Below are 22,538 nucleotides of genomic sequence, written 5' to 3' on the forward strand. Positions count from 1 at the left end.
AGTGCGATTTTTATTAGCGGTGTCAAATATAGAAACCCCAAGTTGTTTTTACAAGTTTTTTAACATAATCCCTCAAAATCAGTAAATACCGCAATAATTAGAAGTCAAATTTGCAAATTGTTACTAAAGAATCATTTTAGAATAAAAACTAATCAAAGCAACCTCAAACAGAATTTTATACGGAATCCGATATATTTAACAAAACATTAACAATGCTAAAAGAAATCTTTGAGACATCATTCTTTAAACTATCAAATATAAAAGAGACTTAATTTATAACGATTCTAAACATAAATTAGTAGAATGAAAACCAAACTTTCATGACCTTATGTCGATCCGTAACAATGAAGGGAAACAAAAAATCTCATCTGGTCGATAGCACTTTAAAATCAAAAAAAAGACGCTCTACCTTCTCAGGCTGAGCGTCTTTCACTTGGTATGAAATAAGTCCAAATACGACTTATTTATTGCTATTAATCAATATACTCAAATTTAGTGTAAGGCACCAAAACTGCTGGAATCTTAATTCCTTTTTCAGTTTGATTATTTTCTAATATCGCAGCTACAATACGTGGCAAAGCTAATGCTGAACCATTTAAGGTATGCGCCAATTGCATCTTGCCATCGGCATTTTTAAAACGTACTTTCAAACGATTCGCTTGGTAAGTTTCAAAATTGGAGACGGATGAAACCTCCAACCAACGCTTCTGCGCAGAACTATACACTTCCATATCGTAAGTCAATGCAGAAGTAAAACTCATATCCCCACCACATAAACGTAAGACACGGTAAGGCAACTCTAATTTCTGCAACAGTCTCTGCACATATAAGCTCATCTCTTCCAGCACTTCATACGACCTTTCGGGATGTACGATCTGCACCGTCTCTACTTTGTCAAATTGATGCAAACGGTTCAATCCACGTACATGTGCTCCGTAAGAACCTGCTTCCCGACGGAAACATGGGGTATAAGCGCAATGTTTGATTGGAAACTGCGCCTCTTTTACAATTTCGTCTCTATAAATGTTAGTGACTGGAACCTCAGCTGTAGGAATAAGATAGAGATTGTCATTACCAACATAGTACATTTGCCCTTCTTTATCCGGTAATTGCCCCGTAGCAAATGCAGAATCTTCGTTGACCAAAATGGGCACCTGTACTTCTTCGTATCCTTCTTCAGCTGCCTGATCCAAAAAGAAATTGATCAATGCACGTTGCAATTTTGCTCCTTTACCTTTATAGATAGGAAAACCCGCACCGGCAACTTTTACGCCAAGCTCTAAATCGACAATATCATATTTGTTCAACAATTCCCAATGCGGCAATGCGTCCTCCGACAACGCAGGGATTTCGCCATGGGTCAAAACAACTTCGTTATCGTCTGCACTTACACCTGCCGGAACGGATTGATGTGGTAAATTGGGTAATTGCACGATCTTCTCATTCAATTCTGCCTCAATTGTTCCTAATTGATCTAAAAGTTGCTTCACTTGCTCTTTATATCCAGAGGATTTGGATTTAACGGTTTCAGCTTCTTCTTTTTTACCTTGACGCATCAGATCTCCAATCTGTTTTGCTGCCGCATTAGCCTCTGCCGAAAGTGCATCAGATTCCGATTGGATCTTACGGCGCTCTTCATCTAAACTAATGATTTCGTCGATCAATCCAATTTCCGTGAAATGCTTGACAGCCAATCTTTCGATTACCGTATCCCTGTTCTCACGGATATAATTTAATTGCAACATAATATAAATGTGTTATTTAAAATAGTGAACAAACTTAGATAAATTTGCCTTTATTTACAAGCTATTTTATTCCCATAACACCTTTAGAAAGGCTTTTTGAACCTATTTTATGCGCTTTACTAAACAATACTCACCTCATCACACAAATATACATCTTGAATAGCGTGAAGCAGCGCTACACCCTCTTGCATCGGTTTTTGAAAGGCTTTACGACCGGATATCAAACCAGTTCCTCCAGCGCGCTTGTTGATAACCGCTGTTTTTACGGCTTCTTGGATGTCATTCTGTCCCGAAGCCCCGCCAGAATTGATCAAGCCTGCCCTACCAGCAAAGCAATTAAGAACCTGGTAGCGGCACAGATCAATTGGATGGTCGGAAGAAAGCTGTGTATACATTCGTTCATCTAGCTTTCCATAACTGCTTTTACCCATATTCAACGCTTTGAATCCCCCATTTAATTCGGGTAATTTTTGCTTAATAATATCGGCTTTGATTGTTACCCCTAAATGATTGGCTTGTCCGGTCAAATCCGCAGCTAAGTGGTAATCTTTATCACCGACTTTAAAAGCCGAATTACGCAAGTAGCACCATAGTACCGTCGCCATTCCCAAGGAATGAGCTTCCTCAAATGCTTTTGCTACTTCAATAATCTGCCGATCTGATTCTTCAGATCCAAAATATATGGTTGCCCCTACCGCAACAGCACCCATATTCCAGGCTTCGCGAATCGTTCCGTACAAGATTTGGTCGGCTCGATTGGGATAGGTCAGCAATTCATTATGATTGATTTTAACCAAAAACGGAATCTTATGGGCATACTTTCGTGCAACGGATCCTAAAACGCCAAAGGTAGAAGCCACAGCATTGCAATTGCCTTCCAAAGCCAGCTTAACGATATTCTCTGGATCAAAATACTGTGGATTTGGAGCAAAAGACGCTCCGGCACTGTGTTCAATACCTTGGTCCACAGGCAATATCGAAAGATACCCGGTATTAGCCAATCGACCCGTTCCAAAAAGTTGTCCCAAACTGCGCAAAACCTGCGGGCTACGATCACTTAAACTGTATACTTGGTCAATAAATTCTGCTTGTGGGAGATGTAGCATTGTTTTGGAAACTGCAGGTTGATCAAATTCTAACAAATAACTCGCTTCTGCACCTAGATGTGCCTGTATTTTTTCGATGTATTGCATAATATATTTATTTTAACGTGATGGAGTTTACCATTATCTTTAAAATAAAACTCTAAAAACCACAGAATGTTTTAGCGCATATAATGTAGTAAAAAAAACTTAACTTTGACCATGTTATATTTAGTTCCAACACCTATTGGCAATCTGGAGGACATGACGTTCCGTGCGGTCAATGTCCTAAAAGAAGTGGACCTCATCTTAGCAGAGGATACAAGGACTAGTGCTCCGCTTTTAAAACATTTTGGAATCGACAAAAAAGTATTTGCACATCATCAGCACAATGAACATAAAGCGGTCTCGGAAATCATTAAATTCTTAAAAGAGGGACAAAACATTGCTTTGATTTCAGACGCTGGAACACCAGCAATCTCCGATCCGGGATTTTTACTGGTACGTGAGGCCATCAAAGAAGGACTGGAGGTACAGTGCTTACCCGGAGCAACTGCATTCGTGCCGGCGCTTGTCAATTCGGGGCTTCCCAACGACCGTTTTTGCTTTGAGGGTTTTCTACCCGTAAAAAAAGGAAGACAAACACGCTTAAAAGCTTTAGCAGAAGAAAAAAGAACAATGATCTTCTACGAATCACCACATCGTATTCTCAAAACAATTGAAGAATTTATCACCGTTTTTGGACCAGAAAGACAAGGGTCGATATCTCGTGAGTTGAGCAAACTCTATGAGGAAAATGTGCGCGGAACATTAACTGATTTAAAATTACACTTTGAAAACAATCCGATTAAAGGAGAATTTGTATTTTGTGTAACAGGATTGGAATAAATTTTAACAATCTTTATGTATTAAAAAGTATTTGACATGAACATGGAACAATTTGCACAGGATGGGCAGGACATAAAAATCATTGAAAAATTGGTTTCTAAAGTCCAGGATATGCTTACTCCAGGAGAAAAAATAGATTATATTGCCGTTCAAAAGAAGCCTGCAGTGACTATTTTACCGGATAGTATTACCATCAGTAATAAGCGCATATTTATGTGCGAGTTTACTAAATTGGGCTTAGCTACGGATTTCGAAATTTTCGGCTGGCAAGATATCAAAGATATTGCGTTTAAAGAGGAAATCTTCGGTTCGAAAGTGACTGTTATTCCTTTTACTGGGGAGAATTTGAGCATCGATTATATCCCTAAGGTTCAGGCCAGAAAATTGTATCAGTATATTAAAGCGGCGCTTGAAAATTATAAAAAAGCGGAATTGGCCGCCGAAAAAGAGAAAATAGTGATTGCTCCAACTGTGGCAAAAGAAGGGATTATCGAAAGACCGGAAAGTAATGCCGCAGGGCAGCCAGCAGCTGCAGCACCTGCTCAATCAGCACCGCAATATTATGGGGCTGGTCAGCCAACTCCGCAGGCGCAGGTTCAGGCACAGCAACCGATCGCATCCACTCCAACTATTCCATCAGTTTCGGCAGCTCCTATCTCACCTGCTGCGGCAAAGGAAGAGGAAGAGGATGAAATTACCTTAAAGCTCAAAAAATTAAAAACGCTCTTCGATAAACAATTGATTACCCAAGAAGAATACGAGAGTAAAAAGCGAGAAGTATTATCCAGTTTATAATTATAAATGGGAGAAAATATATAGTGAAAAACAACTATTTACTGGCACTTTTAAGTGCCTTTTTATTGTGGCTGGGCTGGCCTCCAATCCCCTATTCCAGTCCATTGTTATTTATTGGATTTGTACCGCTGCTGATTGCTGTTGAAAACATTATCCGAAGTGAAACATGCAAAAGAAAAGGCCGTAAAGTATTTCTTACTGCAGGACTCACCGCAGTTGTGTGGAACACCGCCTCGATTTATTGGGTATATAACTCCATTTCGGCAGTTATGCCGGCATTTGCAGCCGTTGTGATCAGCCTGATCCCTTTTTGCCTTGGAGCGGCTTTAATGGCGCTGGCGTTCAGACTGTATGCACAACTACGACGCAAAACGAACATCCTATTATCCCTTTTCGGATTAATGGGATTCTGGATAAGCTACGAATTTTTACATGAATCCTGGGATTTAGCGTTCCCGTGGATGACATTAGGAAATGGTTTCGCCAGTTTCCACCAATTGGTGCAATGGTATGAAATCACGGGAGTCTACGGTGGAACCATATGGATCTGGCTGGTCAACATCTTGGTGTTTACACTTTACCTGAATCGGAAGGAACTTTATCCGATCAAACGTAAGATTGTCCCGATTGCTTCTTTAGCCGCAGTATTGTTACTTCCCACCGCTTACTCGCTGATACGGTACTTTAACTACGAAGAACATCAGAATCCGGCACAAATAGTCGTTGTTCAGCCAAATATTGACCCTTATATTAAATTTAATATAAGTCCTGAGGAACAATTAAACACCTTATTCGCTTTATCAAATTCAGTCGGGAAACCCAATACGGAGTTTTTTATCTGGCCTGAAACGGCGCTTTCACAGAATGGCGATTTCGATGAGGAAAACTTTAGGGAAACCTACTCTTACCAGCGCATCTTAAAATTTTTAGATCAATATAAAAATGGCAATGTACTTTCAGGTATTGAAAGCTATCAGCTGTACAACGATGCCAAAACACCAACTGCGCGCGAAATAGCTCCTCATGTTTATCAAGATAATTTCAATGCCGCGACATTGATCGATTATTCTTCCAAACTACAATTTTATCATAAGTCCAAGCTCGTTCCGGGCGTTGAACAAATGCCTTTTGGTGCAGCCATGAACTTCTTAAAACCTTTATTTAAAGCATTCGGCGGCACTACGGGAGGCTATGGAAAACAGGCCGAACCATCGGTATTTTATGCGCAAAGTGGCATTGGTGCAGCACCGGTCATCTGTTACGAATCCATTTGGGGCAATTATGTTGCTAAGTATGTCAAAAAAGGAGCACAGTTTATTGCGATCATCACCAACGATGGCTGGTGGGGAAATACATCGGGCAAAGACCAACATTTACAGTATGCTAAACTACGTGCGATTGAGAACAGACGATGGGTGGCTCGCTCTGCCAACACAGGGATATCTGGCTTTATTAATCAACGGGGAGATATTGTGCAACAGACGAAATGGTGGCAGCCTGCGGCCCTCAATCAGGAAATTAATTTAAATGAAGAAATTACGTTCTATACGCAAGCAGGTGATATCGCCGCTTATTTGGGTTTGACGCTCGCATTAGGAGGATTTTTGATCCTGATTGTGATCAGACGAAAAAAGGAACTCATATAAATTGAAAAATAGCGCCAATATGAACCAACATATTAGCGCTATTTTTCTTTATCAGAACAGAAAAACTTCCATCCCATACTATCCAGGGCAAAAAGGACCTCATTCTTAGAAACCGCAGTACTCAGACATCGACCTGCCATAATTAGGAAATTAAAATGATAAAAATTAGTGATTTGATAGCGTTAATTTACTTGAGAGATTTGTAATTTTGCGGCATGCAAGTATATTTTGATAATGCAGCGACTACAGCCTTAGATCCTGAAGTAATAAAAGTAATGATCGATGTGATGGACAATAACTTTGGTAATCCATCTTCAATCCATAGTCACGGACGACAAGTAAAGACAATTGTAGAAAAAGCACGAAAAACGATTGCCAATTTGCTTCATGTGTCTCCTGCAGAGATATTTTTTACATCAGGTGGAACGGAAGCAGACAATATGGCTATCGTGAGGTCAATAACCGACTTTGGGATAACCCATGCCATTACCTCCCCCATTGAACATCATGCCGTATTACACACCTTAGAGGAACTGCAAAAAGCAGGTAAAGTGCACCTTGACCTGTTGGAGGTTGATGAAAAAGGCAATTTAAATATCAACCAGCTGGAAGAGCTTTTAATGCGTAACCCCCGCACTTTTGTCTCTATTATGCATGCCAATAATGAAATTGGGAATCTCAACGATATTCACCATATCGCCGAGTTATGCCAAAAGCACAATGCTGTATTTCATTCCGATACTGTGCAGACGATGGGGCATTACCCACATGATCTTACTCAACTTAAAATAGACTTCGTCACAGGAGCTGCTCATAAATTCCATGGCCCGAAAGGGGTCGGCTTTCTTTATATCAACGCCAATAACAAGATCAAACCTTTAATCTATGGCGGAGCACAAGAACGCAATATGCGTGGCGGGACAGAAAATGTATATGGCATAGCAGGACTTGCCAAAGCGCTGGAACTTGCCTATGAAAACATGGAAGAACATCATACTTATATACAGGGGCTCAAATCTTATATGATTGATGAGTTATTGAAAGCAATACCCGACATTGGCTTTAATGGCGTCATCGAACCAGACAAATCATTGTACACCGTATTGAATGTTTCTTTCCCTTGCAGTAACCTCGCTGACATGCTCCTATTCAATTTGGATATTGCAGGCATATCATGCTCTGGCGGAAGCGCCTGCAGCTCAGGGACCGACATAGGCTCTCATGTATTGAATGCGATCAAATCGAGCGCTGAACGCCCCTCGGTGCGTTTTTCTTTTTGTAAAAACAATACCAGGGAGGAAATCGACTTTGTTGTAAATACGTTAAAAGAACTTTGTACAAAAAACCAATAGCATTTTCAGATAAATGTTGAAAAGTTTATCCCAAATGAAATTAAAGCATCAATCATATGTGCGAATGTTTTAAAGATAAAATAAGCTCAAAAACAAGAAAGCCGGAAGTTGTACCTCCGGCTTTCTTGTTATTAAATCATTTATAAAAAGTTAACTCAATTTTTCGTCAACACATAGTATTTGGATATATCTCCGGTAATGTCATTTCCTGAGAGATCCAGCTGACTGAGCATTCCATTTCCAAGTTTGAATTTATAATCTACACCATCTAAGGTAATGATATTACCATCCAACTTCCATTTTCCTTCCCGAACAAACACATCTTCACTTTTATTTAGATATTTAGATGAATATTGATACGTATTGTCAGCATGTAATGAAATTAGTGTTTCAATTCCGTCGCAATCCGCACAAGGCAGCACGCCCTTATATTCACCAATCACTACTTCCGCCTTATCTCTTCCTTTAAGATCCTGTAAATTATCTTTATAGACGGCTACACTTTGCTTGGGATTATCACACCCCACCATTCCAATGATCACCCACAAACCCACAATCCAAATATACCTTTTCATCACATTCTAAATTCAAAAAAATCAGCATCTAACAGTTACACCAATAAATTCATAACAAATTAAATACCAAAAATTTAGAAAAGATTAAAAATCATCATCGTCATCGTCTGCCAAAACTGCCAATGCGCCCTGCAACTCGCCCAGAGCATGGAAATTACGACTTTTGCGGGCGATCTCGATTCCAGATCGGTATGTAGCAATCGCCGACTCTTCTCGACTTAATTTTTCGTACAATTTACCCAGATGATAGTAGGTTCCTACATATTCTGGATTAGACTGTACTAAATCCTCGAATCTCGACATAGCCTCCTGCTCATTCCCCTGCTTGAGATATTCAGCTGCAATCGCATATTTCAGAAAAGGATCCTCCGGGCTCTCTTTCAGAAATTCATTCAGTTGGTCCAATCGTGTTGACATATTTTTTTATTTCAAACTTAGACAAATTGAACTTTATATCCAATATAATACGTATACCTAGTGATAACAATCCACATCCCTGTATGATAGAAAAAAAACATTACTCTTCTAAACCCTTGAGAAATCTATACTTATCCAAAAATTACTATGCTAGCATACAAAATGACAATTTGCTGACGAAACAAATCTGTTGTCAGAAATCACTTGTTCAAAAAGAAAAATTACAAAAACAGCAACAAAAGCATTAAATATCTTGTTACATCAAAAAAAATAATCGAAAAATGCTTGAAAATTTTAAAAATATTCAATATCTATCAATTGCCATCTCAAGGGATTTTGGTTGATCTGAAACTTTTTAATTAAATGAAAATATGGTAAGTTTGGGTAAAACCAATCGTATATGAAAATATTAGTTTGTATAAGTAATGTCCCTGACACTACATCCAAAATCACTTTTACAAATGACAACACTGCATTTAATACAGCTGGTGTACAATTCATTATAAACCCTTATGATGAAATTGCTTTATCTAAAGCAGTGGAATTGGCCGAAGGTGGAAAAGGAACCGTAACTGTCATCAATGTGGGGGATGCATCGACAGATGCAACCATTCGAAAAGCATTGGCAATTGGCGCAGATAACGCTGTACGGATAGATGCCGCTCCCCGCGATGCTTGGTTTGTTGCGAATCAAATAGCAGCGTATGCCAAAGACAATGCATTTGACTTAATTTTAACTGGTCGTGAATCTATCGATTATAATGGTGCTCAGGTGGCGGCAATTATAGGAGAATTGCTACAGATCCCATCTGTTTCCATAGCCAAAAAAGTCGAGGTTGCAAGTGATATGGTGACCGTGGAACGTGAAATTGAGGGTGGTAAAGAAGTGTTAACGGCCAAGTTACCACTCGTCATCGGTACAGCCGAAGGTGTTGCTGAGCCTAAAATACCCAATATGCGTGGTATTATGAGTGCACGAAGCAAACCGCTGGACGTGGTGGAACCGTTCTCCGTAGAACTTCTTGCTCACATTGTCAACTATGAGACACCAGCTCCACGAGGTACGGTCAAACTTGTTGACGCTACTGAGGTAGAAAAATTAGTTTCTCTTCTTCATGATGAAGCTAAAGTTATTTAATCTTTAAACGCTAAAACACTATGTCGATACTTGTATATGTAGAAAATACCGATGGAAAATTCAAAAAATCTGCTTTTGAAGTTGTTTCGTATGCCAAATCCATCGCTGATAACATACAGACTGATGTTGTTGCAATTTCAATCGGGAATGTTGCCGAAGACGAACTTGCTGCTTTGGGCAAATACGGTGCTTCGAAAGTATTAAATGTCAATCAGGAACAACTTGCTTCTTTTGTAAACCGAGCTTATGCTAGTATCATCGCAGAAGCTTTAAAAAGTACGGGTTCGAAATTGCTTGTCCTGTCCAATTCATTTTCCGGAAAAGGACTTGCTCCTCGCATTGCAGCCAAGTTGGAAGCTGGTCTGGCCGATGGCGCGCTCGAATTACCGCACATTACGGATGACAAACTGACGGTCAAAAAAACGGCGTTCTCCAATAAAGCGTTCGCTACGCTCGAACTAACCTCGGATATAAAGGTCATCGCACTAAGTCCAAATGCATATGAAATAAAAGAGACTGGTGGTAATGCCACTGTCGAAACCTTTACGCCCAATATTGACCAACTTGATTTTTCAACCGTGGTTAAGGAGATTGTGCGCGCAACAGACAAAGTTTCTTTACCCGAAGCTGACATTGTGGTCTCTGCGGGCCGCGGTCTCAAAGGCCCCGAAAACTGGGGGATGATTGAAGAACTTGCGGATGTGCTAGGTGCAGCTACCGCATGTTCGAAACCTGTGTCCGACGCCGGCTGGCGCCCCCATTCGGAACACGTAGGACAAACAGGTATTGTAGTGAGCCCTAATCTCTATATTGCAATTGGTATCTCTGGTGCAATTCAACATTTGGCGGGGGTGAGCTCCTCAAAAACCATTGTTGTCATCAATAAAGATCCCGAAGCTCCATTTTTCAAAGTTGCCGATTATGGAATTGTAGGGGATGTATTTGACATCGTTCCAAAATTGACGCAAGCACTGAAGGCTTATAGAGGTATATAAACATTTAATCCATATATTCTCCCCATTTATTGAAACTGAATGGGGAGTTTTTTATTGGTTATAATTGCATATAAAAGCAAATTTATCTAAGTTTGTAAACCGGTTTGAAATTAAAATGAAGAAAATCAGATTAGATATCGTTGGTTTATCCTATAGTCAAACCCAATCAGGGGCTTATGCCCTGGTATTAGGTGAAGTGGAAGGCAACAGAAGATTACCCATCATCATCGGCAGTCACGAGGCTCAAGCTATTGCTATTCGGATAGAAAAAATGATTCCTAGTCGCCCGCTGACACACGACCTATTTCAATCCTTTGGAGAATCATTTGGAATTCGGCTTATTGAAGTTATTATCTACAATCTAATTGAAGGGATATTTTATGCTAAAATGATCTGTTCCGACGGCAACAAGATTGTAGAGATTGACGCACGCACTTCTGATGCTGTTGCCCTTGCAATACGCTTTGAAGCGCCCTTGTATGCCTACGAATTTATTATGTCCTCTGCAGGAATTATTATTGAAGGACATGATTTCGCATTTTTGGAAAATATGGACAAATCCAACAAAGTCCAGGATCCAAGTGTTGTTGAGGTCGAAGAAAAAACACCTTCAAAATCCCCACACAATCCTTTCTCCTCATTGACAAATGAGCAATTGGAACAAGCACTTAATCAGGCATTGACCGAAGAAAACTACGAACGGGCGGCGTTGATTAGGGATGAGATTTCCAAAAGGAAATAGTGCCTTTCATTAGAGCAAAACAAAATTTTAAATAACATCATTTATGTCTATTAAATTAAGATTGACCATCATGAGCTTCTTTCAGTTCTTCGTCTGGGGAGCATGGTTGATTACAATAGCGAACTATTGGTTTGGCACAAAGCAATGGGATGGTACGCAATTTGGAGCCATTTTTGCAACAATGGGAATCGCATCTCTATTTATGCCTACACTAATGGGAATCATTGCCGATCGGTGGATAAATGCAGAAAGATTATATTTTATTCTTCACTTATGTTATGCTGGTGTTTTATTCTATTTACCTCAGGTAAATGATCCAAACACCTTTTTTTATGCGATGCTTGCGGCGATGTGTTTTTATATGCCGACTTTGGCGCTATCGAATTCCATCGCTTATACTGCACTAAATGAAAACAACTATGATCTGGTCAAAGCATTTCCCCCTATCCGGGTGTTTGGCACAATCGGTTTCATCGTCGCGATGTGGATCACCAATTTAACGGGTAGCAAAGCAACGGCCTTTCAATTTTATATCGCCGGAACTGCAGCCTTAGCTTTAAGTCTCTACGCGTTTACGTTACCAAAATGTCCTCCGAAAAAATTACAACAGGAAAATGCTTCTTGGACACAGCTATTGGGCTTAGAAGCGTTTAAACTTTTTGGAAATTATAAAATGGCTTTATTTTTTATTTTTTCCATGTTCTTAGGCGCAGCACTCCAGTTGACCAACGCCTACGGCGACGTATTTTTGGATGAATTTAAATTCTACCCCAAATTTGCAGAATCTTTCGTCGTGAAATATTCGACGATCATTATGTCAATTTCACAAATATCCGAAACGCTCTTTATTCTTGCTATTCCATTCTTCCTGAAAAGATTTGGTATAAAAAAGGTGATGCTGATTTCGATGTTAGCTTGGGTTTTACGTTTTGGATTGTTCTCCTTTGGTGACCCTGCTGGCGGGCTTTGGATGATTGTATTATCCTGCATCGTATATGGCATGGCCTTTGATTTTTTTAATATTTCAGGCTCACTGTTTGTCGAAACCTCCACAACCTCCAGTATACGCAGTTCTGCCCAAGGTTTGTTTATGATGATGACAAATGGCTTTGGCGCCGTGGTAGGCAGTTTTGCTTCTGGGTGGATCATTGATCAATACTTTACCAAAAGTTTTCAGCATAGCAAAGATTTAGCCCAATACCTGGACACAACAGTGGATAACACTCACTTTCTGCACTTCTTAAAGGAAAGAAACATTTCGATCTTACCTGACGGTGTTTTAAGCGGCAATCTTATGCTAAAAGACTGGCATGATATCTGGCTTGCATTTGCGCTCTACACGTTTGTTATCGCAATTCTTTTTGCTTTATTCTTTAGACATAAACACGAGCGTTAACCGCTAAGCTTAAAATAAAAAAAGCCGCAATTAGCGGCTATTTTTTTATTTTAAAAAGACAAATCGTATGATTGGATCTTACTTTATTGCTATAGCTGTTTTTTAACAACATCAGCAGTCAGTTATAACACAATGTAAGCGAATGTTACGGTGAAGGGGTTAAAAATAGCGAAAGGTAATCTGGGGAGATTACCTTCACTTTAAAAACAAACTAAATTTTCAGACGTGTTTCACAACAGATCTACACATTAACCCTAACTCTTTATGAATCAAAAATTACTCTATACAAATATAGGAGACATATGTTAAGTGTATCTTAAGCTATCTTTAAGCTTAAAACAACGCTAAAATGTTTTATCTTACCTCTATAGTTTTCGTTGCAACATGCGTTCTATTGAAAAGATCGATCGCCTCAACCTCAATATGATATTTGCCTGCTTTAAGTTTTGGCAGATTAGCGACCCACAAATGACTGGATTTTTCAGGATTGGAAGGTCTACGAGTGTTCTTCAATTCAGTTGCTGTATCATATTTAGCCAACGAATTTAGAAATGCTGGATCGTTTTCATTTACAAAGTCCATTTCTTTCCATTCCCCCTGATTGATTCTATACCTGACCTTGTCGCCCTCCTTTCCTATAAAGAAATTAGCGTATATCGGATATCTTTTGCTGTACTTTTCCGGAATAACCGAAGCACCATATAAGTCAATCTGATACGTTGCCGGCTTATCGACAACCTTGTAATCGAAACTGTATTGATTATCTTGAATTTTCAAAATAGCATATCCTTTTGGTGTACCATCCCGCATTGTAGAAACAGGAATTCCTTTTTCATTCAACTCGCCAGAGTACCAATCACCCGATGTCGTGCCTACGTTATACTCGTGATGCGGCTTCTCTTGTTTCCATCCGTCTTTTTGCCCATAGAAATACTGCCGCTGAAAGTGTGTATGTGCCGATAAAGACAATGTATGCTTAAATGGAGCGAGCATATCAAAAAGACGTTGTCTATCTTCGTTACGAAAAACATCTGAGTTTTGATGGTATAAAGGAATATGGAACGCCAGCACAATTAATTTATCTTTAGCAACGTTTTTTAAGTCATTTTCCACAAACTCTAGCTGATCTTTACGAAATCCACCTAAATAACCTTTTCCTGTGCGTGGATTCGGATAAATAATATTGTCTAGGATAATAAAATGCGCATTCCCATAGTTGAATGCATAATTGTTGGGACCAAACGTTTTCTCGAATGATTCATCGGAGAGGCTATCTACTTTGGCATCATAGTTCATATCATGGTTTCCCATAACATTATACCAAGGCAATCCCATGGTAGAAATCACCGATTTATATTTTGGCTGTAGGGAAAGATCGTCGCCCACTAAATCGCCTAAGCTGATGCCAAATTTTGCAATTGTCTTATCCGAAATTCCGTTGATCACCCCGTTTTTGAAATAGGACAGTTCTTCCTCCGTGTAAGCCTGTGGATCACCGAAAACAAAAGCTGAAAAGTTTGGATCCTCTTCTTGCTGATACAAAGCAAAATTTACCGCAGCAGGGATTTTCCCTGTGGCAGCTACGGCAGGGTATTTTGAAGCTGGACTGCCGTTCAATTTATGGATATAATAGAATTTTGGATGATTATTTTCATCTAAAGGTACGGCATAACCTGCTGGTTTGACGACGAAAATGATATTGTCATTCCCAATGGGCAATTGATAATTACCATCTTTATCTGTGGTAGTTACCTCACGTCCGTTACTAACAGAAACAGACGCAATACCTTTCTCATTTTTATCTAATTTTCCGTTTTTGTTTACGTCCAAATAAACCTTTCCTTTTGCAAAATCTTGTGCGTGCGTAGCATGTACGAATGCCCAGGAAATTGCTAATGCCAAAAATGTTTTCATATGTTATTTTGTTTTGGCGCTAAAGTATTCCATTCAGGTTAAAGGAGTATAAAGAGAATATAAAGAATTCATCAAGAATCGAAGGGTATATCATGCAATCAACGTACTAATTAACACATATTTAATACTAAAGTAATAGGGATATCATTCGTACTTTATACGTTTTCATACGAATGCCCCCCCTATTAGCTCCCTATAAAGTACCTGTTATATTAGGCTGTATTAGTAGATTGACCTTTGTTCTTGCTTTGCAGTCTTTCATAAATGTTCCTAGAAAAAAGGAGTAGATACAAAAAAAGAGAAACCAATTGCTTAATTTCTCCTTTTACCCTTAGGTCTATTTCTTAATTACCTTGCCTGCGCGGTCGCCAACATGCGGTTGACTTCATCAATCATAGACTTTGCCGCGTCATGCATGCGCGGATTGCCTGCGAAATCGGCATCTAAAGTTACATGTTTGGATTTATCTTTGTAGTTGAACTCCAGATAAAAACGTGGAACCTTAGAATTTGTCGAATCCTGCTGCCATTCGGGACCTGTCATATCGGTATCCAAATTCCAAAAACCCAGCTCCATCGCTTTGCGATGTAAATATAATAAATCGTCTTTTGTAAATTTTACAGTATCGGTAATTAAAGAATCTTTTTTGTCTAAATATTTATAGATACGGGTTTTAGAATTGTACTCGTTGACCATGTGGTTTGGCTCGCCGTATTTGAATTCTATGGATTCAAAATCAGCAAAACGAAAAGGGGCATTTTTGATCATATTACTATAGTAATAAACACAATACATCAAAAACGGCACAATAATACAAAGGCCCAAAAAAATCTTCTTACTCTTTATTGTCATTGCTATAAATTTTGACAAAAATAAGGATTTATATAGGGTATAAAAGTTTATATCAAGATATGACATAAAACCTACATGAGCTACTGCGATCTAAATATTAGGAGAGCCTGCGTCAACAAAGGTCTTGGCATACCAGCTATCAGAAAGATCAGATATAATAACACCCTTGCGCGTTGATACATGTACAAACTTATTATTATGAAGGTATACACCAACATGATCTATCCCGCTACGCCCGAATGAAAAAAATACAAGATCCCCTTCTTGAAGTTTATCGACCTTTTTTCGCTTTACTACTCCTTCCATGTCACGAGAAGTGCGCGGTAAATTTCCTTTATAAACTTCCATGTAGAGCAGATTTACAAAGCCTGAACAATCCACACCGGATTTGCTCTGTCCGCCCATACGATGCGGTATGCCCATCCAGTCATCGATAAAAGAGTAAAGGTTTGGATTTAGCCTTTGAGGACTCACGTTAAGCAAATTGGCATAACTGTCAAGCCGCGATCCCGAAAAGGACCTTCCTCGCGCTGAACTAGCATCTGTCAAAACACCACCCTTAGCAGGATAAGAATTAGCGATAAGTACCTTTTTCTTTGTTGAACAACTGCTCAAAAATAGAACTACACCCAAAAAGAAAACAAAATAAAATCTGACAATCATGCTGTTCAATCTACGTTGTTGCCTAACAAACTTAAGTAAATTGCTATTTATATGCAACACATTTACCGTGTTGCTAAAACATTTTACAGTAAGAACCCCTTTTATCCATCCATCGAAAACCATTCATTATTGGTGACATAATTTTCACCAATGAGGTCTCAGCTACAGCTATTCCAATGCGATATCCCAGTCGAAAGATTCCTTTTCTCGATAAGGATGTCAGAGCAGGAAAAGAATTGTTCAGAAATCGTAACTTTGACGCCTAATTTATTTGACAATGGAAAAATTAAAAGGTGCATTGGCTGTCTTTTTAGGTGCAAGTAGTTTCGGAATACTATCAACATTTGTAAAAAAAGCTTACGGTAAAGGACTGACTTTAGGCGAAGTAACGGGAATCCAGGTATTGTTTGGCATGCTTATACTGTGGCTTATATATATTGTCATCAAACTCTTTTCGGCAAAGTCATTTCACGCTTCAAGCAAAAAATCTTCCTGGGTTAAGATATTGATCAGCGGTACATCTACCGGTTTGGTGAGTGTTCTCTATTATAAATGTGTTCAGCTCGTTCCCGCTTCATTAGCCATAGTCTTGCTAATGCAGTATATCTGGATCGGCGTGCTCATTGAGTTTATCTTTTTTAAGACAAAACCTTCAAAAAACAATTTGATCGGTATTGGAATTGTACTTGTTGCAACCTTATTAGCAACGGGGCTCATTGAAAAAGGATTACAACAACTCAATTTAACGGGTGTGTTATTCGGTCTTTTGGCGGCGACTGCCTATTCGGTGTTCATGATTGTAAATGGGCGTGTAGGCAATGACTACCACCCCATTCAAAAAAGTGCTATTATGGTAACAGGTTCTTGTATCCTGATTTTCACTTTATTTCCACCGTCTTATTTATTTAATGGTCAATTTGATGATAATTTTTTCTATTTTGGATTGATACTTTCTTTATTTGGCACGGTCATTCCGCCTTTATTGTTTGCCTATGGTTTGCCCAAAACTGGATTCTCCTTAGGAGGAATATTGAGTTCGGCCGAACTGCCTGTAGCCACCTGTATGTCATTTTTCATACTTCATGAAAGTGTATCGACTGTTCAATGGATTGGTGTGCTTTTGATCTTGGGTACCGTCATTTGGTTAAATGCAGCAAAGAGCAGTACACATTAGGGGTACCAATCACCTTTCGATCAGATAGCTGCACTCAATTTGAGGATATCTATCCGAATACAGCAATCAAAACTTCGTGATGTCGTACACGCCAACAGCGACAAAAGCGAATAAAAGTCCTTTCTGGGCAATAAAAGCAGACAACTTTCATACAAAAAAGGCAATCTTATTAGAGAAGATTGCCTTTTTGTATGTTATAAATCTTTATTGAACTAATGTGCCAATGTCTCTGGAATTTCTTCCACCTCGACTTCACAGGAGTCCGTTACTTCCATAAATTTAACCGGCACAACCTCATTTACCAATAAGGGATCGTACAAAGTCCGCACTTTAACATAATTTTTAGAGAAACCATGCATGTAACCGTCTTTCTCATCAGCCTCAAACAATACGTCTCCGATTTCTCCTAATTGCGATTCATAGAAAGCACGACGCTTCTTCTCAGAAAGGATATGCAGCATTTTGCTGCGATCGCTACGTTGCATTCCCGGTACTGCTCCATCCATTTGCGCGGCAATCGTATTTTCTCTTTCTGAATAGGTAAAGACATGCAGATAAGAGATGTTCATATCATTCAGGAAATTGTAGGTATCGATAAAATCTTCACGTGTTTCTCCTGGAAATCCAACAATGACGTCAACACCGATGCAACAATTAGGCATTAAAGACTTGATATATGCCACACGCTCTGTGTAAAGCTCTCTTTTGTACCTTCTGCGCATTAAACTTAGAATTTTATTGCTTCCAGACTGTAAAGGCATATGGAAATGTGGAACAAAACGTTTTGATTTTGCCACAAACTCAATAATATCATTGGAAAGCAGATTGGGTTCTATCGAAGAAATCCGAATCCTGTCGATACCTTCGACTTCATCCAAAGCCTTTACCAAATCCAAGAATCGGTCTTCACGTTTACCATCACGAATACCAAAATCACCAATATTAACTCCTGTTAACACGATTTCCTTTACACCTGAAGCTGCAATTTCTTCCGCTTGACGCACAATATCTTCGATCTTACCGGAGCGGCTTCCGCCACGCGCTAGAGGGATTGTACAAAACGTGCACGAGTAATCACATCCATCCTGTACTTTTAGGAAAGTACGCGTACGATCACCAATTGAATAAGCAGATACAAATTGATTGGTCTCATCGATCGGACCATTATAAACGATTGTCTTTTCCTGTTTGGTCAAATCATTGATATGCTCAATAATATTAAACTTTTCTGCAGCACCCAAAACCATATCTACACCAGGAATCTCGGCGATTTCTTTTGGTTTTAGCTGCGCATAACAACCAACAATCGTAATATAAGCATTGGGAGAGTGCTTTAAAGCTTCCTTAACCACTTTTCTACACTTCTTGTCAGCATTATCCGTTACCGAACATGTATTGATTACATAAACGTCCGCACGGCTATTGAACGCTGTGGTATCATAGCCCGCTTCTTTAAATAAACGACCAATGGACGATGTCTCCGAATAATTCAGTTTACATCCAAGTGTATAAAAAGCTACTTTTTTATTCTCCATAATATTTTGCAAAATTACATTTTTTTTCAGTAACCACTCTTATCATTTTAAGTTTTGACTTTCTCGTTATAAGGATTTTCCTTAGTTTTGACTATCTTGAATGCTGAATGCACAGGCGGCTTATTATAGTCAAACGAAATTAGTCAGGACCTTGATGTATTCAGGTATTCCCCGATCGAGAATCAGACCCATAAAGTAGTGCTATACATTCTCATAGAGTTCGATAATAGCATTGATATTTGACATTTAAAAATTACTTTTTTACAGATGAAACAATATTTAGATTTACTCAGACATGTATATACAGATGGTGTTGTAAAGACAGATCGTACAGGCACAGGCACCAAAAGTGTCTTTGGATATCAGATGCGTTTCAACCTCCAGGAAGGTTTTCCTTTGGTAACAACAAAGAAATTACACCTGCGATCCATTATACATGAGTTAATCTGGTTCCTAAAAGGCGAAACCAATATTCAGTATCTCAAAGAAAATGGCGTAAGTATTTGGGACGAATGGGCTGACGAACAAGGAAATTTGGGCCCTGTGTACGGATCGCAATGGCGGTCTTGGCCGACGCCCGACGGCCGTCATATTGATCAAATTGCACAAGTAATTAATCAGCTTAAAAGTTCGCCGGATTCCCGTCGTATTATTGTATCGGCATGGAATGTTGCTGAAATAGAACATATGGCATTACCGCCTTGTCATGCTTTTTTCCAATTTTATGTCGCTCCAGCGCAACCCGAAAAAGGAATTTTAAAGCCACAATTGTCCTGTCAACTCTATCAGCGTAGTGCGGATATATTTTTGGGTGTACCTTTTAACATTGCATCTTACGCACTTTTAACCATGATGGTTGCCCAAGTGTGTGATATGGAAGCGGCTGAATTTATTCATACCCTAGGTGATGCGCATATTTATAGTAATCACTTTGAACAAACCGAACTTCAATTGAGCAGAGAACCTAAAGCGCTACCACAGATGAGCATTAACCCCGATGTAAAAGATATTTTTGATTTCAAATTTGAAGATTTTGAATTATTGAACTACGAATCACATCCTCATATCAAAGCTCCGGTTGCTGTTTAATTATGATGGCACCTAATTTTGCAACAACATTCTTTTAGCGGATAAATAATCACCTTATATCAACAATGAGCAACCCAACGATCACATTAATTGTCGCTGCATCGGACAACAATGCCATCGGAATCAACAACAAGATGCCTTGGCATTTACCAAACGACTTTAAATATTTCAAGAAAAATACTATTGAACATTCTGTACTGATGGGCAGAAAGACATTTGAGTCCATAGGTAAAGCATTACCGGAAAGAAGGAATATTGTCATCACACGCAACGCAGATTTTCAAGGTGAAGATATTGATGTCGCTAACAGTATTCAGGAAGCACTTTTATATTGTCGCGACGAGCGCGAAGTATTTATTATTGGTGGTGCAAACATCTATCAGCAGGCCCTTCCACTCGCCAACAAAGTACTTTTAACACGGGTGCATACCACCGTCAAAGGAGATGCTTTCTTTCCTGCATTACCAGCCGAAGAATGGGAATTGGTTTCCTCAGATGCGCATCAGGTGGATGAAAAACATGCATTTGCTTATACCTTTGAAGTTTATTCAAGAAAATAGTTCTGTGTTTACGAATTTCAAAACGCAATATATTGGAGCAAAAAGCTCCATGATCCTATGGACATTACGTTTCGTAATTTTCTTACTGGGTACCTCGAACCGAGCTCTTGCACAATTTAGCCCGCCAACCACGATACGAACTCCAAGCGGGAACGTTACTTTACCGGGCGTATATACCCCCCGGTTCTATTCTTTCAATAGCGAACCGATAAGCAGTAGGTATAAATTTTATATTGTTTTGAAAAATGACAGCACCGTTGTTGCAAAAACAAAAATAAAATTAAGAACCACAACAGCACCCAGTGAAATATCCTGGCGAGAAAAAGGCAAGAAACATACGGTAACGCCCGAGCAGACAAAAGAAATCTATCGGATAGATTATTGGAACAAGAAAATAAAAGGCATTCCACAGGACAGTTGCTGGTTATTTTTGGTCGACACTGTCAGTCATGAACAGCGAATCCGCCGGTATAGCATGACCGCTGATATCAATCAGCCTACCATATCACATTTCAAAATGGAAAAGGCGAAGGAAATTTTACCACTGAAAAAAGAAACCTTGGAGCCTTATGTAGAGGGAAATGAAAAAGCAAAAAAGCTCCTGTCAAAAAACAAATTGTTAAAAGCTATAGAAGAGCTTAATAGACAGGACTAAACAAGCGCAACACTTGGATATAAAGCACATGTACAAATACTTTATCTTAATTTTCACCCTATTCATGTCAGACGCATACGCTCAAAAGATAGATACTGTTTACCTGGAAAAATTACTCCAGAGTCATCCTGATCTATTTCAAAACATATTGAGGCATCCGACTAAAAATGAGGTGCAGATTCTGTATACGCAAATTGATCGTGACAAATCCAATATGCCGCATTTCAGATCCTATAGCTATCGAATGAATCCGAACTGGTATTTTTATCCAGCAAGTACCGTAAAGTTGCCGACAGCAATTCTGGCCTTAGAAAAAATCAATGACCTACAGATTGCAGGTCTCAGCAAAGACACCCCCCTCCGTATTGATGCTGCATTTGAAAAGCAGACGAAGGTTCTTGTAGATGAGTCGGCAGCCAATGGGCTTCCTTCCGTGGCACAATATGTAAAAAAAATATTATTGACCAGCGACAACGATGCCCAGAACAGGCTTTTCGAATTTATTGGCCGTGCGGAGCTCAATAGAAAACTTAAAAAATATGGTACCCAATACAGCCGCATTGTCAACCGCCTCGCTATTGGTGACAAGGGCATATGGGCCAAACATACCAATCCTATAACCTTTTACAATGGGGAAAATAGTATTTATAAACAAGAGGCACAGTTCGACCCCAAAGACTATCCCATCAAGCTGGCCAATACCCTTCAGGGAAAAGGCTATATAAACGACAAAGATGAGCTAGTCCATGCCCCCTGGAGCTTTGAAGGATTAAATGTCTACGCTCTTCAAGATCAACAGCTCATCCTGCAGAAATTGTTATTTCCTGAAGCATTTCAGCCTAAAGATAGATTTAACCTGAAAAAAGATGACTACGCACTACTCTATGATTATATGTCGCGCTATCCGTTTGAATCAGATTTCCCGAAATATGATCCAGCAGAATTCTGGCCAACGTATAGCAAGCTCCTTTTTTATGGCCGTGAAAAACATACGACCCTAAATCCCAACATACGGATCTTCAACAAGTATGGTGATTCTTATGGCTATAACATTGATAATGCTTATATCGTCGACTTTGAACATGGGGTAGAATTTATGCTCGCCGTTGTTGTGCAGTCCAATGAAAATGGTATCTACAACGATGGACGCTATGAATACGAAACAGTAACCTACCCCTTTTTAAAAAATATCGGGCAGGTAATCTATCAGGAGGAATTGAAAAGGGTAAAAAAGTTTAAACCCGATCTATCCAAATTTGATTTCAGAAAATAAAATACAAAAGACGGCTTTCAGAAAATTGAAAGCCGCCTTTTGTTATCTTTAG

The 22,538-nt window shown here is 39.2% G+C and carries 21 protein-coding genes; 13 read left to right on the forward strand and 8 right to left on the reverse strand.

Translation table 11 applies throughout. The features are described from left to right. Positions 1–473 precede the first annotated feature (473 nt). Both serS and B2107_RS11340 read right to left on the reverse strand, forming a co-directional pair. Complete coding sequence (gene serS / locus B2107_RS11335; RefSeq protein WP_293955741.1) at positions 474–1,745, reverse strand: serine--tRNA ligase; 1,272 nt, start codon at positions 1,743–1,745, stop codon at positions 474–476. Positions 1,746–1,864: 119 nt separating this feature from the next. Beyond that, positions 1,865–2,938: a class I fructose-bisphosphate aldolase gene (locus B2107_RS11340; protein ID WP_293955742.1), complete on the reverse strand. Its 1,074-nt coding sequence runs from the start codon at positions 2,936–2,938 to the stop codon at positions 1,865–1,867. Positions 2,939–3,049: 111 nt separating this feature from the next. Here B2107_RS11340 and rsmI point away from each other — a divergent pair, with 111 nt between their 5' ends. From rsmI to B2107_RS11360, 4 genes are all read left to right on the forward strand, one after another. After that, a complete protein-coding gene (gene rsmI / locus B2107_RS11345) occupies positions 3,050–3,715 on the forward strand; it encodes a 16S rRNA (cytidine(1402)-2'-O)-methyltransferase (protein WP_293955743.1) in 666 nt (221 codons plus the stop codon). Positions 3,716–3,751: 36 nt separating this feature from the next. Further along, positions 3,752–4,510 carry a PH domain-containing protein gene (locus B2107_RS11350; RefSeq protein WP_293955744.1) on the forward strand — a complete coding sequence of 253 codons (759 nt, stop codon included), beginning with the start codon at positions 3,752–3,754 and terminating at the stop codon, positions 4,508–4,510. A 23-nt stretch (positions 4,511–4,533) separates the two neighbouring features. Beyond that, a complete protein-coding gene (gene lnt, locus B2107_RS11355; protein WP_293955745.1) occupies positions 4,534–6,156 on the forward strand; it encodes an apolipoprotein N-acyltransferase in 1,623 nt (540 codons plus the stop codon). 215 nt (positions 6,157–6,371) lie between these two features. Then, a complete protein-coding gene (locus B2107_RS11360; protein ID WP_293955746.1) occupies positions 6,372–7,508 on the forward strand; it encodes a cysteine desulfurase family protein in 1,137 nt (378 codons plus the stop codon). A 155-nt stretch (positions 7,509–7,663) separates the two neighbouring features. Here B2107_RS11360 and B2107_RS11365 read toward each other — a convergent pair whose 3' ends face one another. Continuing rightward, positions 7,664–8,083, reverse strand: coding sequence for a copper resistance protein NlpE (locus B2107_RS11365; RefSeq protein ID WP_293955747.1), 420 nt, complete (start codon positions 8,081–8,083; stop codon positions 7,664–7,666). An 84-nt stretch (positions 8,084–8,167) separates the two neighbouring features. Continuing rightward, a complete protein-coding gene (locus B2107_RS11370; protein ID WP_293955748.1) occupies positions 8,168–8,500 on the reverse strand; it encodes a tetratricopeptide repeat protein in 333 nt (110 codons plus the stop codon). A 400-nt stretch (positions 8,501–8,900) separates the two neighbouring features. Here B2107_RS11370 and B2107_RS11375 point away from each other — a divergent pair, with 400 nt between their 5' ends. The 4 genes from B2107_RS11375 (at position 8,901) to B2107_RS11390 (ending at position 12,771) form a co-directional block, all read left to right on the forward strand. Then, complete coding sequence (locus B2107_RS11375; protein ID WP_293955749.1) at positions 8,901–9,638, forward strand: electron transfer flavoprotein subunit beta/FixA family protein; 738 nt, start codon at positions 8,901–8,903, stop codon at positions 9,636–9,638. Between the two features lie 20 nt (positions 9,639–9,658). Beyond that, a complete protein-coding gene (locus B2107_RS11380) occupies positions 9,659–10,633 on the forward strand; it encodes an electron transfer flavoprotein subunit alpha/FixB family protein (protein ID WP_293955750.1) in 975 nt (324 codons plus the stop codon). Between the two features lie 115 nt (positions 10,634–10,748). Then, positions 10,749–11,375, forward strand: a complete 627-nt coding sequence (locus B2107_RS11385; protein ID WP_293955751.1) for a bifunctional nuclease family protein — start codon at positions 10,749–10,751, stop codon at positions 11,373–11,375. Positions 11,376–11,418: 43 nt separating this feature from the next. Continuing rightward, positions 11,419–12,771, forward strand: a complete 1,353-nt coding sequence (locus tag B2107_RS11390) for a nucleoside permease (protein ID WP_293955752.1) — start codon at positions 11,419–11,421, stop codon at positions 12,769–12,771. A 354-nt stretch (positions 12,772–13,125) separates the two neighbouring features. On the opposite strand, the gene B2107_RS11395 is transcribed toward B2107_RS11390, so the two are convergent. From B2107_RS11395 to B2107_RS11405, 3 genes are all read right to left on the reverse strand, one after another. Beyond that, complete coding sequence (locus B2107_RS11395; RefSeq protein WP_293955753.1) at positions 13,126–14,685, reverse strand: calcineurin-like phosphoesterase family protein; 1,560 nt, start codon at positions 14,683–14,685, stop codon at positions 13,126–13,128. Positions 14,686–15,033: 348 nt separating this feature from the next. Then, entirely contained in the window at positions 15,034–15,537 is a 504-nt protein-coding gene (locus B2107_RS11400; RefSeq protein WP_293955754.1) for a hypothetical protein, read from the reverse strand. A gap of 90 nt (positions 15,538–15,627) precedes the next feature. Next, entirely contained in the window at positions 15,628–16,200 is a 573-nt protein-coding gene (locus tag B2107_RS11405) for a C40 family peptidase (protein ID WP_293955755.1), read from the reverse strand. 277 nt (positions 16,201–16,477) lie between these two features. Between B2107_RS11405 and B2107_RS11410 the strand changes: the two genes are divergently transcribed. Beyond that, on the forward strand, positions 16,478–17,374 hold the full coding sequence (locus tag B2107_RS11410) for an EamA family transporter (protein WP_293955756.1): 897 nt from the start codon (positions 16,478–16,480) through the stop codon (positions 17,372–17,374). Positions 17,375–17,586: 212 nt separating this feature from the next. Here the strand turns inward: B2107_RS11410 and mtaB are convergent, their stop codons facing one another. Continuing rightward, the gene (gene mtaB / locus B2107_RS11415; RefSeq protein WP_293955757.1) at positions 17,587–18,909 is read right to left on the reverse strand and encodes a tRNA (N(6)-L-threonylcarbamoyladenosine(37)-C(2))-methylthiotransferase MtaB; all 1,323 of its coding nucleotides are present in this window, start codon (positions 18,907–18,909) and stop codon (positions 17,587–17,589) included. A 267-nt stretch (positions 18,910–19,176) separates the two neighbouring features. Between mtaB and B2107_RS11420 the strand changes: the two genes are divergently transcribed. The 4 genes from B2107_RS11420 (at position 19,177) to B2107_RS11435 (ending at position 22,486) form a co-directional block, all read left to right on the forward strand. Then, positions 19,177–19,998 carry a thymidylate synthase gene (locus B2107_RS11420; protein ID WP_293955758.1) on the forward strand — a complete coding sequence of 274 codons (822 nt, stop codon included), beginning with the start codon at positions 19,177–19,179 and terminating at the stop codon, positions 19,996–19,998. A 65-nt stretch (positions 19,999–20,063) separates the two neighbouring features. Then, positions 20,064–20,558, forward strand: a complete 495-nt coding sequence (locus B2107_RS11425) for a dihydrofolate reductase (RefSeq protein ID WP_293955759.1) — start codon at positions 20,064–20,066, stop codon at positions 20,556–20,558. Then, positions 20,518–21,213, forward strand: a complete 696-nt coding sequence (locus B2107_RS11430) for a hypothetical protein (protein ID WP_293955760.1) — start codon at positions 20,518–20,520, stop codon at positions 21,211–21,213. Before B2107_RS11425 ends, B2107_RS11430 begins: the two co-directional genes overlap by 41 nt. Positions 21,214–21,277: 64 nt before the next feature. Beyond that, positions 21,278–22,486 carry a serine hydrolase gene (locus B2107_RS11435; RefSeq protein ID WP_293955761.1) on the forward strand — a complete coding sequence of 403 codons (1,209 nt, stop codon included), beginning with the start codon at positions 21,278–21,280 and terminating at the stop codon, positions 22,484–22,486. The last annotated feature ends 52 nt before the right edge of the window (positions 22,487–22,538 follow it).

Source organism: Sphingobacterium sp. UBA7855 (assembly GCA_002500745.1).
Lineage (GTDB): Bacteria > Bacteroidota > Bacteroidia > Sphingobacteriales > Sphingobacteriaceae > Sphingobacterium.

Bases quoted from the DNA above. Each gene is read 5' to 3' on its own strand.
- serS (WP_293955741.1), bottom strand. From the start codon at position 1,745: ATGTTGCAATTAAATTATATCCGTGAGAACAGGGATACGGTAATCGAA.
- B2107_RS11340 (WP_293955742.1), bottom strand. From the start codon at position 2,938: ATGCAATACATCGAAAAAATACAGGCACATCTAGGTGCAGAAGCGAGT.
- rsmI (WP_293955743.1), top strand. From the start codon at position 3,050: ATGTTATATTTAGTTCCAACACCTATTGGCAATCTGGAGGACATGACG.
- B2107_RS11350 (WP_293955744.1), top strand. From the start codon at position 3,752: ATGAACATGGAACAATTTGCACAGGATGGGCAGGACATAAAAATCATT.
- B2107_RS11360 (WP_293955746.1), top strand. From the start codon at position 6,372: ATGCAAGTATATTTTGATAATGCAGCGACTACAGCCTTAGATCCTGAA.
- B2107_RS11365 (WP_293955747.1), bottom strand. From the start codon at position 8,083: ATGAAAAGGTATATTTGGATTGTGGGTTTGTGGGTGATCATTGGAATG.
- B2107_RS11370 (WP_293955748.1), bottom strand. From the start codon at position 8,500: ATGTCAACACGATTGGACCAACTGAATGAATTTCTGAAAGAGAGCCCG.
- B2107_RS11375 (WP_293955749.1), top strand. From the start codon at position 8,901: ATGAAAATATTAGTTTGTATAAGTAATGTCCCTGACACTACATCCAAA.
- B2107_RS11380 (WP_293955750.1), top strand. From the start codon at position 9,659: ATGTCGATACTTGTATATGTAGAAAATACCGATGGAAAATTCAAAAAA.
- B2107_RS11385 (WP_293955751.1), top strand. From the start codon at position 10,749: ATGAAGAAAATCAGATTAGATATCGTTGGTTTATCCTATAGTCAAACC.
- B2107_RS11390 (WP_293955752.1), top strand. From the start codon at position 11,419: ATGTCTATTAAATTAAGATTGACCATCATGAGCTTCTTTCAGTTCTTC.
- B2107_RS11395 (WP_293955753.1), bottom strand. From the start codon at position 14,685: ATGAAAACATTTTTGGCATTAGCAATTTCCTGGGCATTCGTACATGCT.
- B2107_RS11400 (WP_293955754.1), bottom strand. From the start codon at position 15,537: ATGACAATAAAGAGTAAGAAGATTTTTTTGGGCCTTTGTATTATTGTG.
- B2107_RS11405 (WP_293955755.1), bottom strand. From the start codon at position 16,200: ATGATTGTCAGATTTTATTTTGTTTTCTTTTTGGGTGTAGTTCTATTT.
- B2107_RS11410 (WP_293955756.1), top strand. From the start codon at position 16,478: ATGGAAAAATTAAAAGGTGCATTGGCTGTCTTTTTAGGTGCAAGTAGT.
- mtaB (WP_293955757.1), bottom strand. From the start codon at position 18,909: ATGGAGAATAAAAAAGTAGCTTTTTATACACTTGGATGTAAACTGAAT.
- B2107_RS11420 (WP_293955758.1), top strand. From the start codon at position 19,177: ATGAAACAATATTTAGATTTACTCAGACATGTATATACAGATGGTGTT.
- B2107_RS11425 (WP_293955759.1), top strand. From the start codon at position 20,064: ATGAGCAACCCAACGATCACATTAATTGTCGCTGCATCGGACAACAAT.
- B2107_RS11430 (WP_293955760.1), top strand. From the start codon at position 20,518: ATGCATTTGCTTATACCTTTGAAGTTTATTCAAGAAAATAGTTCTGTG.
- B2107_RS11435 (WP_293955761.1), top strand. From the start codon at position 21,278: ATGTCAGACGCATACGCTCAAAAGATAGATACTGTTTACCTGGAAAAA.